Source organism: Campylobacter concisus, assembly GCF_902460715.1.
GTDB classification, from domain to species: domain Bacteria; phylum Campylobacterota; class Campylobacteria; order Campylobacterales; family Campylobacteraceae; genus Campylobacter_A; species Campylobacter_A concisus_AK.
In genome coordinates this window covers 1,093,212-1,106,390 of sequence record NZ_CABPUX010000001.1, presented here as the reverse complement: position 1 = coordinate 1,106,390, position 13,179 = coordinate 1,093,212, and the positions used below count along the sequence as shown (strand labels likewise).

The window sequence follows — 13,179 nt, the reverse complement described above, 5'->3', positions numbered from 1 at the left end:
CGACTTTTAGTGCGAATTATACACCAAGAAATATTAAACGTATTTTAAATACCTTATGACAAAAAAATAATTTTTATATCGTCTTAGAAAATCGCCTTAAATTCTCTGGAATTTTCTTAAGATACTCATCAAAACACATTGCAATATTTCGTATTATCAGCGTTCCTGTCTCATTTACGCTGATTTTATCTGTCGTAACATCGACAAATTCACTTAAATTCTTTAGCTCTTCAAGCTCATTTTTGAAATGTTCAAAGAAATTTATATGAAATTCATCCTCGACTGCCTTGATATTAAGCCCAAAATTACTCATCAAACTCATGATCACACTTTTTCTAAGCAAGTCTTCATCACTTAGATAAATTCCCTTTGCGTATGGCAACTTTCCACTATCGATCGCTTTTTCATACTCATCCATATCTTTATGATTTTGTGCGTAGTGTCTTTTACACTCACCGATACTTGTGATGCCTATGCCGATAAGATCAGCGCCACCCTTTGTCGTGTATCCTTGAAAATTTCTATGCAAAGTGCCGTTTGCCAAAGCACCAAAAAGCTCATCATTTGGCTTTGCAAAGTGATCCATTCCTATCATTTTGTAGCCATTTTTAATTAAAAATTCAGCTGTAAATTTTAAAATTTCAAGCTTCACTTCTGGATTTGGCAGGGTTGTCTCATCAAATTTACGCATTGACTTTTTTATCCACGGCACGTGAGCGTAGTTAAATACTGCAAGCCTATCTGGATCAAGTGTAAGAGCAAGTTCAAGCGTCTTTTTAAAGCTCTCCAGACTTTGATATGGTAGGCCGTAGATAAGGTCCATATTGATTGATTTTATGCCCTTTTCTCTAGCCATTTTTACGGCATTTTGAGTGATCTCATAAGGCTGAATTCTATGAATTTCTTTTTGCACTTTCTCATCAAAGTCCTGTACGCCGTAGCTTATGCGGTTAAAGCCATGAGATATGAGCACATCAAGCTGCTCGTTTGTCAAAAATCTCGGGTCTATCTCGCAGCTTATCTCAGCCTCTTTTGAGAAATTTTTAAATTTAGCCTTGATAAGTTTGATGATCTCATCAAGCTGAGCGGCATTATAAAATGTCGGTGTGCCGCCACCAAAGTGCATCTGCAAGACCTCGGTGCTTGTATCTAGGTGGCGAGCTAAAATTTCAAGCTCTTTTTCTATATATCTTATATATCTCTCTTTGCGGTCCTCTTTGCTCGTGTAGATGACGTTACAGCCACAAAAGTAGCAAGCACTCCTGCAAAATGGCAAGTGCAAATAAAGCGAAAGCGGCCTTTTTTTATCGCGGTTTTCAAGCTCTTTTACGTAAGCATCATAGCTAAATTTGTCACTAAACTCCGGTGCTGTCGGATAGCTCGTATATCTTGGCCCTGGCCTTGAATACTTCACATACGCACTAAAATCAATCATCTGCCCTGCTCCTTGCCATTTGGATCATCTCTTTTATATCTACAAATAAATTTGGATGCTCTTTTTTGATATTTTTTACCAGCTTATCAAGGTCGATGTTAAACTGCCTGCTCTTTTTATCGTGAGCGATCTTTTTGATCTCATCCATCGCAACCACCCAAACATCGCTAAAATCAACTGGGATATTTTGCCAGATCGTCTTTTCAAGCCTTAGGTCAAAATTCTCTTTTTGCGACTCTTTTAAAGCCTCTATCAAAGCTGAGAGCGATTGTACAGAAATGACCGTGTGTAAATTTTGATTTTCATCAATGCCAAACCACGGCTCTTTCGAGTCCCAAGAGCCACTTTTTAAATTTAAAATGTGCTCGTTTGGATTTTTCGTTGAAACTATCTCAAAGACCGTTTTTTCAGGCTCGCTTAACCCAAGGTTATTACCGATCTCATCTATCTCATCATATATATTTTTCTCTTCACTCATCTTCTTCTCTCATCTAACCAGACCATCACGCCCTTTTGTGCATGAAGTCTATTTTCCGCCTCGCTAAAAATTTCATCCGCGTGCATCTCAAAGACCGCCTCGCTCACCTCGTAGCCTCTGTAAGCTGGCAAGCAGTGCAAAAATATCGCATCTTTTTTAGCTAGGCTCATCAAATTTTCATCCACGCAGTATCCAGCAAAGTCTTTTAGCCTCTTTTCTTTCTCAGCCTCTTGCCCCATCGATACCCAAGTATCCGTAGTCACCACATCGGCACCATCTACCGCCTCTTTTATATCATTTGTGATAAAAATTTTCGCACCTGAAATTTTTGCGTTTTCATTGGCCATTTTTAAAATTTCAGCATCCACCTCGTAGCCTTTTGGCGTGGCGACCCTTAGCTCAAGGCCAAGCTTGCTTGCTAGCATGAGCCACGAGTGAGTCATGTTGTTGCCATCCCCTACGTACGCGACCTTCTCGCCTGCGCTAAATTCAAGCATAGTTAGATAGTCTGCCATGAGTTGCACTGGGTGAAATTTATCACTTAGCCCATTTATCACTGGCATGCTTGAAAATTTAGCAAATTCTTCTAGCGTCTCGTGCTTATCGACCCTTAGCATAGCCATATCGCACATCCTGCTTATCACTCTAGCAGTGTCACGTATAGGCTCGCCGCGGCCTATTTGTATATCATTTTTGCTTAAAAATAGCGCATATCCGCCAAGCTCATGCATGCCTACATCAAAGCTCACTCTAGTTCTAGTTGAGCTTTTTTCAAATATCATCGCAAGCTTTTGATCTTTAAGATATGGCTTAAATTCTCTAGCCTTCGCCTCTTTTTTGATCTTGCGGGCTAAATTTATCATCTGCTCGATTTCATCTTTGCTAAAGTCATTTAGCGTCAAAAAGTGCCTCATCTTAGCCCCTTAAAATTTTAGCCGCTTCTTTTGCGTGATAGGTGATGATCAAATTTGCACCTGCTCTTTTAAAGCCGATTAATGTCTCCATCATGACGCGATCATAGTCGATGATGCCAGCTTTTGCGCCAGCTTTTAGCAGTGCGTACTCGCCGCTTACGTTATAGACGCAGATAGGCAGAAGTGTCAAATTTCTAAGCTCTCTAACGATGTCAAGATAGGCAAGCGCTGGCTTTACCATCAAGATATCAGCGCCTTGCGCCTCGTCCTGCAAGCTCTCATTTATAGCTTCTAGGCGGTTTGCGCTGTCCATTTGGTAGCTCTTTCTATCGCCAAAGCTTGGTGCGCTTTGTGCCACATCGCGAAATGGTCCGTAGTAAGCTGAGGCAAATTTAGTTGAGTATGCCATCACTGGCAAATTCTCAAAGCCATTGTTATCAAGTGTCTCTCTTAGCGTTGCGATGATGCCATCCATCATGCCGCTTGGTGCGATCATGTCGGCGCCATTTTGAGCGTGTATCAAGGCTTGCTTGGCTGAAATTTCAAGCGTTGCATCGTTGTCGATGGTGTTATGCACGTGGTCGATTATGCCGCAGTGACCGTGGTCTGTGTATTCGCAAAAGCAAAGATCAGTGACGACTACTAAATTTGGAAATTTATCTTTTATGGCACGAAGCGCAGTTGCGATGATGCCGTCGTTACTTAGTGCATCGCTGCCAACGCTATCTTTTAGGCTTGGTATGCCAAATAAAATGATCGATTTTATGCCTAAATTTACTATCTCTTCGCACTCTTTTAAAATTTCATCGATACTCATTTGATAGACGCCCGGCATCGAAGCGATCTCGTTTTTAACGCCTTTGCCCTCGACCACAAAGAGCGGATAGATGAAGTCATTTACGCTAAGGCTAGTCTCTCTTACCATGTCTCTTAAAGCTGGATTTATTCTTAATCTTCTAAAACGTTTAAACATATTTTTGCCTTTTCTTTGTTAAAATGCGTGATTTTTAGCTAGTTTAGCACAGTTGGAGTAAATTTAAAATGAAAATAGAAATTTCAAACGCCGCAAATCTACCCTCAAGATTTGGCACTTATAAGGTTCAAGCCTTCAAAGAAGGGGCAAAAGAGCACCTTGTGATCTACAAAGAGCCTCTAAGCGAAGTGGTAAATATTAGAATTCACTCTGAGTGCCTAACTGGCGATGCGATCGGAAGCCTAAAGTGCGACTGTCGCGACCAGCTCGAAGCGAGCCTAAAATATATCGAAGAAAATGGTGGCATGGTCATCTACCTGCGTCAAGAGGGCAGAAATATCGGGCTTTTAAACAAGATAAATGCCTACAACCTCCAAGATAAGGGCTTTGACACCATTGAAGCCAATCACCAGCTAGGTTTTAAGGCTGATGAGAGGACATACGAAGTGGTCGATTTTATCCTAAATCACTACGGCATAAAAGAGGTAAATTTACTCACAAATAACCCATTAAAACTTCACGGACTAAGCTCAGTAAAGATCGTAAAACGCGTGCCTATCGTCATAAAACCAAATAAATTTAACGAAGGCTACTTAAAGGTCAAAAAAGAGCAAATGGGGCACATCTTGTGATGAAAGATGAGCTTTGCTTGCCAGCAGAATTTGACGAAAAAGTAAAGGCTTACGCTCAAATTTTTGCTAAATTTAACAAAGTTCATAGCTTAAGCAACTATAAAGATATAAGCGAGCAGGTGCTTGATAGCATAAAGCCGCTTGAAATTTTTGACCTAAGTGCCAAAACGGCGATCGATGTTGGTAGTGGAGCTGGCTTTCCAGCGATATTTTTAGCGCTTGCGATGCCGCGCACTAAGTGGTACCTTTTTGAGCCGATAGCTAAAAAGTCATCATTTCTAAGCTACGCTAAGATCGAGCTTGGCTTGCAAAATTTAGAAGTTCATAGCCAAAAGATCGAGCTTGCAGATAAATTTACAGCTGATCTCATCACTTCAAGGGCGCTTAGCAAGACAAAAGAGCTTATAAAAATTTGCAAGGGATTTTATGATGAGAGCACTAAGTTTCTCATCTACAAGGGCTCTAGCGTCATGGATGAAATTTCAGGCATAGATGCGCAAATTTATAATGAAAAAAACAGAAACTACATATTTTTTAATCTCAAAAATCAAGGGGAGATACGTTGAAATACTTGCTTTTTGTAGCGATTTTGGTTGCGATTTACATCATATTTTTTAAAAATAGAAAAAAAAGCGACAAGATAAGCAGCAGCAACTTCGAAGAGTGCAGCAAATGCGGTGTCTTTAGCGACATCGATCAAATGGTGCTAAGGGACGGAAAATACATCTGCAAAGAGTGCATAAAGGGTGAGAGATGAAAATTTTGGGTGATGAGCTGATAAAATTTGAACCGCTATTTCTTTGTAAAAGCGAAGATGAAATTTCAAGCGGTAGGCAAAATCTCTTTAAATTTGATAGAAATTTGATAGAAAAAGCGCTAGAAGCTGGAGCAAACTTTAGCATCATTGCAAATGACATAAACGAAGCCATCATCGCAAACGCCGCTGGAGCAAAATTTATTATTGCCGATATTACGCTGGCAAAAGATCTGGCAAAAGTTGCGCAAAACTACCTATTTGACGCACTTATCGCTGTTTTGATAGAGAGTGAAGCAAGCCTTTTCGAGCTTGCGAAATTTGAGATCGACGCAGCGATCTTGCCAAATGCTATAAAATAAGGACAAAAATGGAAATTTTCAAAACCGCTTTTTTAATGGTTGCTTTAATGTTAGTTTTTATCGCTGTTGGCGGCTATGTGGGCGGCGAACAAGGCATGATGATCGCCTTTTTGATGGCAGCTGGCATGAACCTATTTTCTTATTTTTTCAGCGACAAGCTCGTGCTAAAAAGATATAACGCCATCCCAGTCGATGAGAACAACGCTCACGGCCTTTACGAGATCGTCTCACGCCTCACACAAAAGGCGAATTTGCCGATGCCAAAAATTTACATCATCCCAGAAGAGGTACCAAATGCCTTTGCCACAGGTCGCAACCCAAGTCACGCAGCCGTTGCAGTAACCGAGGGGCTTTTAAAAATTTTAAATGAAAACGAGATCGAGGGCGTGCTAGCTCACGAGCTAAGCCACGTAAGGCACTACGACATCCTAACTGGCTCAGTTGCTGCCATACTAGCTGGGGCTATCGCGATGGTCGCAAATTTTGCCAAGATAGGCACCCTCGCTGGTCAAAATCAAAACTCGCAGCGAAACGCCAACCCAGTAATTATGCTAATCATCGCCGTTGTGATGCCTCTAGCTGCCACGGTCATCCAAATGGCGATCTCAAGGGAGCGCGAGTATAAGGCGGACAAAGGCGCAGCCTATCTAACGGGACACCCAGAGTGGCTAGCTAGCGCGCTAACAAAACTTGAAAACTACTCAAATTCTTACGTCATGCAAAACGCAAGCGAACAAAGCGCACATATGTTTATCGTAAATCCATTTGGCTCGCTAACTAGCAAGCTTAGCGTGCTTTTTAGAACGCACCCAAGCACTAGTGACAGGATCGCCGAGCTTCAAAGACTAGAGCAAGAGATAAAAAGAGGTATGTAAAAATTTAGCCCTTAGTAAATTTGGGCTAAATTTTTTGTTTTTTGGTTTAAATTTTAAATAAAGATAGACAAATTTTAAAATTTCATGAACGAGTAATTTTGGCTCTAATTTTAGTGGCAAGTGAAGCCAAATTTTAGTGTCAATTCTTGCGAGTGAGTGAAAGTTTAAAATTTGAAAAGATAGCTTGATTAAATTTATAGATTTCTTTTATTCAAAAGGGAGACAAGGGGACTTGAATTACGGTCTGCTTGCAGTTGCGAGCTAGCGAAGCAAAGCCGTCCCTTTATCTCCCTTTAGATCCCACGTCTGCTTGCAGTTACGAGGCGAAGCCCGAGTAAAAACCCTCGCACGTTAGAGGGGCATGCAACAGTGCTGACGCACTGCATGTGTTTAAAAACTCTAGTAAATTTTAAAATTTATGAGCGAGCATATCACGGCTCTAAATTTAGTGCTAAATGAAGTGTAGCCTAAATTTAGTAGTCTGCTAAGGCGAGTGAGTAAGATTTTAAAATTTGTAAATTTGCTTTGTTAAATCAAGTGATCGTCAGGCAAATTTTAAAATTTCATGAACGAGTAATTTCGGCTCTAAAATTTGAGCTAAGCGATAAGCGAAGCCAAATTTTAGTAGTCAATTCTTGCGAGTGAGTGAAAGTTTAAAATTTGCAAAGCAACCTAATTAAATTTAAATGTTTATTTCTTTGTTAAGGGGGAAGAGGCTTGAATTATGGTCTGCTTGCAGTTACGAGTTTGCGAAGTAAAAGAGCTCCCTTCCCCCTTAACAATCCCCCAACCCCGACAACGTTATAAGTGGCATGCAACAGTGCTGACGCACTGCATGCGGTTTTGTTAAAATTTACAAATACAGTTTGGCTAAAAACTAAATTGACAAGCCAAAAACTGAATTAACCACAAATTTCACTGAAGTCTCTTGCAGTCTTCATCTTTTATAGTGTATTCAAAGATTAGTTCGCCGTTTTCTGAGTAGAAAATTTCATCCAGGCTAACGCCGATACTTAGCATATTTAAAATTTCTTTGTCCTTGCAAGCAGTTCTTAAATTCTCTTTTTTTATAGCCTCGATAAATTCCAAAAGCTCTTTTTCTTCAAGCCTTTTGATCTCTTGCTTTCTTGCGTGTTTGACGGCGTATCTGTAGATGAGCGTGTCGCCAACGTTTAAGATATCGTTAAGCGTTAGCGTCGGCGTGCAGATAAATGGGAGCTTTTTTTTGTAGTATGTTGCGTGATTTTTCGCTGCCATATCTGGCGTATGAGCCAGAGCAAGCGAGCAAAAAACCAGAGCAAAAAGGGCTACTCGCAACTACTCTTATCCAGCTTCAAATCAAAAAGATGTCTACCCTCAAAGCCATAGCTACCACTTAGCGTGATGCCGCGATTTAGCGCAGCTCTTGCCATGCCTGAGTTGCAAAGCGCCTCTTTTCCATTTTGATAAAATTCATCTTTTAAAGCCGAAATTTGAGCCTTGTTATAGCCTTTTAGTTTCTTTGTCTTGGTCTCATTTAAGACAAACTCGCCATGTATGTTTAGCCCGTCGCTGCTTACATCTTTTAGCGTGATCATCTCATCGACCCTGCTTGGTAAATTTGGCTTTGCGGTTTGAACGACAAAGGCTGGGATCTGCTTTGTATCAAGCTGATTTAGTATCTGCTCATAAACTTTAAACTCACTCTCTTGCACACCAAAAGCAAGGCTTACAAGAGCTAATAAAACGATCTTTTTCACATATTACCTTTATATAAATTTTCTAGTGATATTTGGCGAGAGTTTGACCAAGATGTCGTAGTTTATCGTGCCAAAAAAGTTAGCCCAGACATTTGCGTCCTCAAAGACACAGACCCACTCGCCACTATCTTTGCAGCTAAAGCTATCCATAGAAATTTTGCCAAGTATCAGCTCGCCGTTTGCAAGCCTTAGCTCACCAAGTCCATTGTATCTTAGCAGTCCGTCGCCATATCCAAGATCATAAGTAGCGACGTTTATATCATCTTTTGCTATAAATTTAGCCCCATATCCCACGCTTTGACCACTTTTTAAGACCCGTCTGCTAACGCGCTTTGCCCAAAGTGAAAGCACTGGCTTTAAATTTAAAGAGCCATTAAACTGAGCATATCCATACTGGGCGATGCCCACGCGCACCATCTCGTCTTTTATCTCGCTCGTCCTTTCAAGGGCGGCTGAGTTGTGAGAGTGAAAGATCGGTTTTTTTATACCAAACTCATCACAAAGAGCTAAAATTTTCGCTTTTGCGGCGCTAAAGTTTTCTCTTTGCACGAAATAATCAGCATTTAGCTCATCACTTGCGCGAAAGTGCGTATAAGCGCCAAGAAGCTCTAAATTTCTTCTAGCTAAAATTTCAAATGCATAATCAAGCTCGCTTATATCAAGCCCATTTCTATGCATGCCAGTGTCGATGGCGAGGTTGATTTTTGTATTTTCTTTTATCTTTAAAAGTGCGTCTATGTCGTTTATGGCGTAGGTAAATTTAGCGCTCTCATCGCCTGTTGGGATGTGTGAGAGGATCAAGATATTTTCAAAGATATCAGCGATCTCATTGGCTTCAAATTCGCTCTTTACAGCGCAGTTTTTTATGCCAAATTTTTTAGCCTCGCTAGCAATGAGCCTTACGCCGTGCCCATAAGCGTTATCTTTTAGCACGACGATCACTTTTTCTTTTCCGCCAGCTTTGTCACAAATTTTAGTTAGATTGTGGATATAGGCTGCTTTGTTTAAGCGTATCTCAGACATTGAAATTCACATCATAAGCTTTATAAACGTCAGGCAAGAGCTTTCTTACGTTGTAGTCAAATGCATAAAATTTAGCGTAAATTTCTTTTAGATCAGCCTCTTTGACCTTGGTAAAGTCAAAGACGTCAGTGCCATTTTTCTTTGGCACTTGGCGGTCTAGCTCAGCAAAAAATGCAGACCTCGCCTCTAAAATTTTCTCTATCTTCTCTTTTACTTCTTGAGATTTTTCCACTTCTACTCCTCTATAAAAATTTTCATCTCATCGCCATAAAGCTTGACATAAAGGGTCTTTTGACCTGCAAATTTATGCGTATCAGCAGCATAATCCTCATAAAAACTCACACGAAATAGCTTGTCGTTTTTAAGGTTTGGATAAGGCGTGATGAGAAAATTTGAAAAAGCGATATGTTTTTTCTCTTTTTTAGAAAAGATTGCTCGTTTCATATTTTTAAAATTTTCTAAGCTCATGCCGTCATATCGCTCAAAATCTTTATCATAAAATTTCAAATAGCTATTAATGTCGCTCTCGCTCCAAGTCTTCTTCCAGTTAAGAATTCCAGAGATGATCACCGCTATGTCGTTCGCGCTTGCTTCTGGGCGCTTGTCCTCATAGATAAAAGCGAGCGTTTTTTTATGGTCTATAACTTCGTCAAATTTCATCAAGATGTCATTTTGCATAGCCACGCAGCCTTTTGTCTTTAGCTCATCTGTCCTTTGACCATCGAGCGGATAGCCATGTATCCAGATGCCGCTGCCATTACGTTTTGCAAGTTTATCAAGTAAATTTGGATATGAAAGAGAAAAGGCAATAGGTCCAAGATATCTATCATTTGGCGTAAATCTACGTGTGAGCTGATAGACGCCAACTGGCGTTTTTAGGTCGCCCTCAAGCAGTTTGTCGCCATTTTTGCCAACAATGACGCTTGAGCTAAAGAGTTTTTTTGTAACTCCGTCTTTATAAGAGATGACCTCAAGCTCTTTGTCAGTCTTATCAACCACGCTTAGAAGTATCTCGTTGTCGTAGTATCCGTATCTAACGTCCTTGTCTTTGAGCTTGTTCAGCCAGTAGTCCTTACTTAAAATGTTCTTTTCAATGGCTTCTATGACAGCAGATGGGCCATTTTTTAAGTAAATTTCTTCGTAATTTTGGGCAAAAAGACAAGGCGCTAACGCGATGAAGAAAAATAGTATCTTTTTCAAGTGAAGTGTCCCAAAAAGTAAAATTTAGTGCGTAATTATAACCTAAAAAATTTCAATTTTTAAATTTTAAAGGGAATTTTAGTTTCTTTATATGTATAATCTGAAAACCATTATTAATTTACCATAAAGGAAAAATATGAAAAAACTTGTTTTTGGTGCTATGCTAGCAGCTTCTACTCTTATGGCGGCAGATATAAGCCTAGAAAATGTCAGAGCAAGAGACACAAAGCCCGGTACAAACAACAGCGCTATTTTCATGAATATCAAAAATGCTTCAAATGCCGATGTAAAGCTAGTTGGCGTTCATTCAAGTGTTTGTAAAAGCACTGAAATTCACACTCACAAGATGGAAAATGGCATGATGGCTATGGTTCAGGTTGAAGACGCTGTTATCCCAAAAAATGGCGAGACAAAGCTAGCACCTGGCGGTCTTCACATCATGCTTATGGATCTAAATAAGCCCATAAAAGATGGCGACAAGGTTGATTTGGAGCTTAAATTTAGCAACGGCGAAAGCATCAAGCTTGATAATATCGGAGTAACTAAAAACTTTAAATAATGAAAAAAATTCTAATCATTTTTTCACTCATCTTTATCGTAGCAGGCGCTTTTTGGATGGGTCATAAATTTATGGTCAGCAAAGAGGATCCGCCTGAATTTGCCGATGTAAATACATCACTTGATCCTTTAAAATGCGATCTAAACAAAGATGCTTGCGAGGTGAAATTTAATGGCGTTAAGCTAAAGATAGACATCTCGCCAAGACCGATCTTTGCGATGAGGCCGTTTAGCTTTAAGATCATTAATGGCAAAAATTTAGGGCTAAAAGATCCAAACCTTGTAATCGATGGCATAAATATGAACATGGGTTCTATAAAGGCAAGGCTTGATCAAAGAGGCGATAATCTAATAGCCCAAGTCGTGCTAAGTGCTTGCGTGGTCGATCTTATGAGGTATAGGTTTAAGCTGCTTGATGGCGAAAAAGAGACTGGATTTTTTGTCGATCTTGATCTAAAAATGTAAGGGCAAATGATGAAAAAGACACTTTGGGGCTTAATAATAATCTTAATATGCGCTGGTCTTGCGATGCTTTTTATAAAGCCAAACAAGTATGATTTTAAGGCGCTTTCAGAGCATGGCGAAGTGAGCCTTAAAAACTATAACGGCAAGTATAAAGCGATATATTTTGGTTATCTTTACTGCCCCGATGTCTGCCCTACTACGCTCTCTCTTGTGGGCGATGAGCTAAATAAGCTAAAAAGAGACGACTTTGAGCTACTTTTCATCACTCTTGATCCTGATCGTGACACGCCTGAAAATTTAACCCTAATGGCAAAAAATTTCTACAAAGATGCAGACGGGCTAAAGATGAACGATCTGCCAAAAGTTGCTAAAAACTACGGCGTAAAATACCAAAAAATGCATCTTAAAAACTCTGCTATGGGCTACTCTGTCGCTCACAGCTCTGCTATCTATCTGCTAGATAAAGAGGGGAATTTCTACGGCGAAATTTCAAATTTAACTAACGAAAATATCAGAGAAAATCTTTTAAATTTAATAAAAGATAGACCTTAAATTTATCTTTTAGATCAAAATTTCTTATTTTTAAAGAAAAATTTTTTAAACAGCTATACAATTCTTTTTAAACTAGCCGATATTGCGACAATGTAAATCATATGTAAAGGAATTCGTGTGAAGTCAATCACCAATAAAATAGCACTAATGCTAATAGTTGCTCTATGTATATCGTTTGTGGCTATGTCGGCTACTAGTTACTACACTGCCCAAAACAAAACGATCGAGCTAGTCACGCAAACACAGCGCCAAATTCTAAAAGATGTTAAAAATGCAATGAATACATTTTTTAATAACAATCTTCATATCGTGGATAGCATGTCCTCCATCTTGTCTAAGCTAGACGAAAACCGCAACGGCATCGACGCCATCCTAGCTCAAGGCAAATCGATGTCAAATAAAGAGGTTGGGCTTGTTTATGCTGGCTATAATGACGGTGCGATGTACCGCTCAAATGGCAAAAATGAAACCCCAAAAGATGGCTATGATCCAAGAGCTAGAGACTGGTATAAACTAGCTAAAGAAAAAAATGGCATTACCTTTACCGATCCTTACGTATCTGCATCTTTGCAACAAATGGTGATAAGCTTCGTTGCTCCTATAAAAGACATCGGTGTAACAGCGACAAATGTTAGCATCGAAGAGCTAAGCAAAGAGATCATGAGTATCAGCAAGACTGATTATAGTTATGCTTACGTAATAGATAAAGATGGCAAGATCATCATCCACCCTGACAAAGATCTAGTCGGTAAAGACAATCCAACCACAAGCAAGCTAGTCGCTAGATATAAAAATAAAGAATTTAATGAAAATGGACTAATTGCCTATAAAAACACAAAGGGCGAGGATAGATATGCTGACTTCATAGAGCTAAACGATCGTGGCTGGCTGGCTATCTCTGCTATGCAAAAAGATGTATTTACGTCAAATACTATGCCCCTCCTAAAGATCCAACTAATCCTAGCAGTGCTATTTATCGTTATCCTCTCAGCATTTGTCTATTTCTTACTTAAAAAGTCTCTTAACCCTATAAAAACTATCCAGTCTAAGCTTGATGATCTATTTAAATTTGTAACTTACGAAGCAAAAGCACCAAGCAAGCTAGAGGTAAGATCAAATGATGAATTTGGTGAGATGAGTAAAGCTATAAATGAAAACATCGATAAAGTCGTAGCTGGCATCAAAAAAGATAGCACTATGATAGATGAGCTAAATAAGG

At 39.6% G+C, this 13,179-nt stretch carries 18 protein-coding genes; 9 read left to right on the top strand and 9 right to left on the bottom strand.

Annotated elements, in window-relative coordinates; translation table 11 throughout:
* Positions 1-73 precede the first annotated feature (73 nt).
* The 4 genes from hemN to hemB are packed head-to-tail and all read right to left on the bottom strand — an operon-like array spanning position 74 to position 3,800.
* Entirely contained in the window at positions 74-1,435 is a 1,362-nt protein-coding gene (gene hemN, locus F3G91_RS05480) for an oxygen-independent coproporphyrinogen III oxidase (protein ID WP_149700935.1), read from the bottom strand.
* The gene (locus F3G91_RS05475; protein WP_012001494.1) at positions 1,428-1,913 is read right to left on the bottom strand and encodes a DUF2603 domain-containing protein; all 486 of its coding nucleotides are present in this window, start codon (positions 1,911-1,913) and stop codon (positions 1,428-1,430) included. Before F3G91_RS05475 ends, hemN begins: the two co-directional genes overlap by 8 nt.
* Positions 1,910-2,827: an ornithine carbamoyltransferase gene (gene argF / locus F3G91_RS05470; protein WP_149700934.1), complete on the bottom strand. Its 918-nt coding sequence runs from the start codon at positions 2,825-2,827 to the stop codon at positions 1,910-1,912. The genes F3G91_RS05475 and argF overlap by 4 nt, the downstream gene beginning before the upstream one ends.
* 1 nt (position 2,828) lies before the next feature.
* Complete coding sequence (hemB, locus tag F3G91_RS05465) at positions 2,829-3,800, bottom strand: porphobilinogen synthase (protein ID WP_149700933.1); 972 nt, start codon at positions 3,798-3,800, stop codon at positions 2,829-2,831.
* A 68-nt stretch (positions 3,801-3,868) separates the two neighbouring features.
* Between hemB and ribA the strand changes: the two genes are divergently transcribed.
* Genes ribA through htpX form a run of 5 tightly spaced genes read left to right on the top strand, consistent with a single transcriptional unit; the run spans position 3,869 to position 6,423 of the window.
* Positions 3,869-4,432 carry a GTP cyclohydrolase II gene (ribA, locus tag F3G91_RS05460; RefSeq protein WP_149700932.1) on the top strand — a complete coding sequence of 188 codons (564 nt, stop codon included), beginning with the start codon at positions 3,869-3,871 and terminating at the stop codon, positions 4,430-4,432.
* On the top strand, positions 4,432-4,998 hold the full coding sequence (rsmG, locus tag F3G91_RS05455) for a 16S rRNA (guanine(527)-N(7))-methyltransferase RsmG (RefSeq protein ID WP_149700931.1): 567 nt from the start codon (positions 4,432-4,434) through the stop codon (positions 4,996-4,998). The genes ribA and rsmG overlap by 1 nt, the downstream gene beginning before the upstream one ends.
* Entirely contained in the window at positions 4,995-5,189 is a 195-nt protein-coding gene (locus F3G91_RS05450) for a hypothetical protein (protein ID WP_103570813.1), read from the top strand. Before rsmG ends, F3G91_RS05450 begins: the two co-directional genes overlap by 4 nt.
* A complete protein-coding gene (locus tag F3G91_RS05445; RefSeq protein ID WP_149700930.1) occupies positions 5,186-5,548 on the top strand; it encodes a hypothetical protein in 363 nt (120 codons plus the stop codon). The genes F3G91_RS05450 and F3G91_RS05445 overlap by 4 nt, the downstream gene beginning before the upstream one ends.
* 8 nt (positions 5,549-5,556) lie before the next feature.
* Positions 5,557-6,423, top strand: a complete 867-nt coding sequence (gene htpX / locus F3G91_RS05440; protein WP_149700929.1) for a zinc metalloprotease HtpX — start codon at positions 5,557-5,559, stop codon at positions 6,421-6,423.
* Between the two features lie 915 nt (positions 6,424-7,338).
* On the opposite strand, the gene F3G91_RS05435 is transcribed toward htpX, so the two are convergent.
* From F3G91_RS05435 to pgp2, 5 genes are read right to left on the bottom strand one after another with little or no spacing between them, the layout of a single operon-like run.
* Positions 7,339-7,680 (bottom strand): hypothetical protein, encoded by a 342-nt coding sequence (locus F3G91_RS05435; RefSeq protein WP_180996301.1) that lies wholly within the window; start codon positions 7,678-7,680, stop codon positions 7,339-7,341.
* A 50-nt stretch (positions 7,681-7,730) separates the two neighbouring features.
* Positions 7,731-8,162 (bottom strand): peptide deformylase, encoded by a 432-nt coding sequence (locus F3G91_RS05430; protein ID WP_103608467.1) that lies wholly within the window; start codon positions 8,160-8,162, stop codon positions 7,731-7,733.
* A gap of 9 nt (positions 8,163-8,171) precedes the next feature.
* Positions 8,172-9,185 (bottom strand): alanine racemase, encoded by a 1,014-nt coding sequence (locus tag F3G91_RS05425; RefSeq protein WP_149700927.1) that lies wholly within the window; start codon positions 9,183-9,185, stop codon positions 8,172-8,174.
* Positions 9,178-9,417: a CmeU family protein gene (gene cmeU, locus F3G91_RS05420; protein ID WP_149700926.1), complete on the bottom strand. Its 240-nt coding sequence runs from the start codon at positions 9,415-9,417 to the stop codon at positions 9,178-9,180. Before cmeU ends, F3G91_RS05425 begins: the two co-directional genes overlap by 8 nt.
* A 2-nt stretch (positions 9,418-9,419) precedes the next feature.
* Positions 9,420-10,385, bottom strand: coding sequence for a cell shape-determining L,D-carboxypeptidase Pgp2 (pgp2, locus tag F3G91_RS05415; protein WP_149700925.1), 966 nt, complete (start codon positions 10,383-10,385; stop codon positions 9,420-9,422).
* A 136-nt stretch (positions 10,386-10,521) separates the two neighbouring features.
* On the opposite strand from pgp2, the gene F3G91_RS05410 reads away from it, so the two are divergent.
* The 4 genes from F3G91_RS05410 to F3G91_RS05395 form a co-directional block, all read left to right on the top strand.
* Entirely contained in the window at positions 10,522-10,944 is a 423-nt protein-coding gene (locus F3G91_RS05410; protein ID WP_103611158.1) for a copper chaperone PCu(A)C, read from the top strand.
* On the top strand, positions 10,944-11,408 hold the full coding sequence (locus F3G91_RS05405; protein WP_149700924.1) for a hypothetical protein: 465 nt from the start codon (positions 10,944-10,946) through the stop codon (positions 11,406-11,408). Before F3G91_RS05410 ends, F3G91_RS05405 begins: the two co-directional genes overlap by 1 nt.
* 9 nt (positions 11,409-11,417) lie before the next feature.
* Positions 11,418-11,960, top strand: coding sequence for an SCO family protein (locus F3G91_RS05400; RefSeq protein WP_149700923.1), 543 nt, complete (start codon positions 11,418-11,420; stop codon positions 11,958-11,960).
* A 117-nt stretch (positions 11,961-12,077) separates the two neighbouring features.
* A partial coding sequence (locus tag F3G91_RS05395; protein ID WP_149700998.1) for a HAMP domain-containing protein occupies positions 12,078-13,179 on the top strand: 1,102 nt, incomplete at its 3' end.

Bases quoted from the DNA above. Each gene is read 5' to 3' on its own strand.
- F3G91_RS05435 (WP_180996301.1), bottom strand. From the start codon at position 7,680: ATGGCAGCGAAAAATCACGCAACATACTACAAAAAAAAGCTCCCATTT.
- rsmG (WP_149700931.1), top strand. From the start codon at position 4,432: ATGAAAGATGAGCTTTGCTTGCCAGCAGAATTTGACGAAAAAGTAAAG.
- hemB (WP_149700933.1), bottom strand. From the start codon at position 3,800: ATGTTTAAACGTTTTAGAAGATTAAGAATAAATCCAGCTTTAAGAGAC.
- F3G91_RS05445 (WP_149700930.1), top strand. From the start codon at position 5,186: ATGAAAATTTTGGGTGATGAGCTGATAAAATTTGAACCGCTATTTCTT.
- F3G91_RS05410 (WP_103611158.1), top strand. From the start codon at position 10,522: ATGAAAAAACTTGTTTTTGGTGCTATGCTAGCAGCTTCTACTCTTATG.
- argF (WP_149700934.1), bottom strand. From the start codon at position 2,827: ATGAGGCACTTTTTGACGCTAAATGACTTTAGCAAAGATGAAATCGAG.
- htpX (WP_149700929.1), top strand. From the start codon at position 5,557: ATGGAAATTTTCAAAACCGCTTTTTTAATGGTTGCTTTAATGTTAGTT.
- hemN (WP_149700935.1), bottom strand. From the start codon at position 1,435: ATGATTGATTTTAGTGCGTATGTGAAGTATTCAAGGCCAGGGCCAAGA.
- ribA (WP_149700932.1), top strand. From the start codon at position 3,869: ATGAAAATAGAAATTTCAAACGCCGCAAATCTACCCTCAAGATTTGGC.
- F3G91_RS05475 (WP_012001494.1), bottom strand. From the start codon at position 1,913: ATGAGTGAAGAGAAAAATATATATGATGAGATAGATGAGATCGGTAAT.
- F3G91_RS05425 (WP_149700927.1), bottom strand. From the start codon at position 9,185: ATGTCTGAGATACGCTTAAACAAAGCAGCCTATATCCACAATCTAACT.
- F3G91_RS05400 (WP_149700923.1), top strand. From the start codon at position 11,418: ATGAAAAAGACACTTTGGGGCTTAATAATAATCTTAATATGCGCTGGT.
- F3G91_RS05405 (WP_149700924.1), top strand. From the start codon at position 10,944: ATGAAAAAAATTCTAATCATTTTTTCACTCATCTTTATCGTAGCAGGC.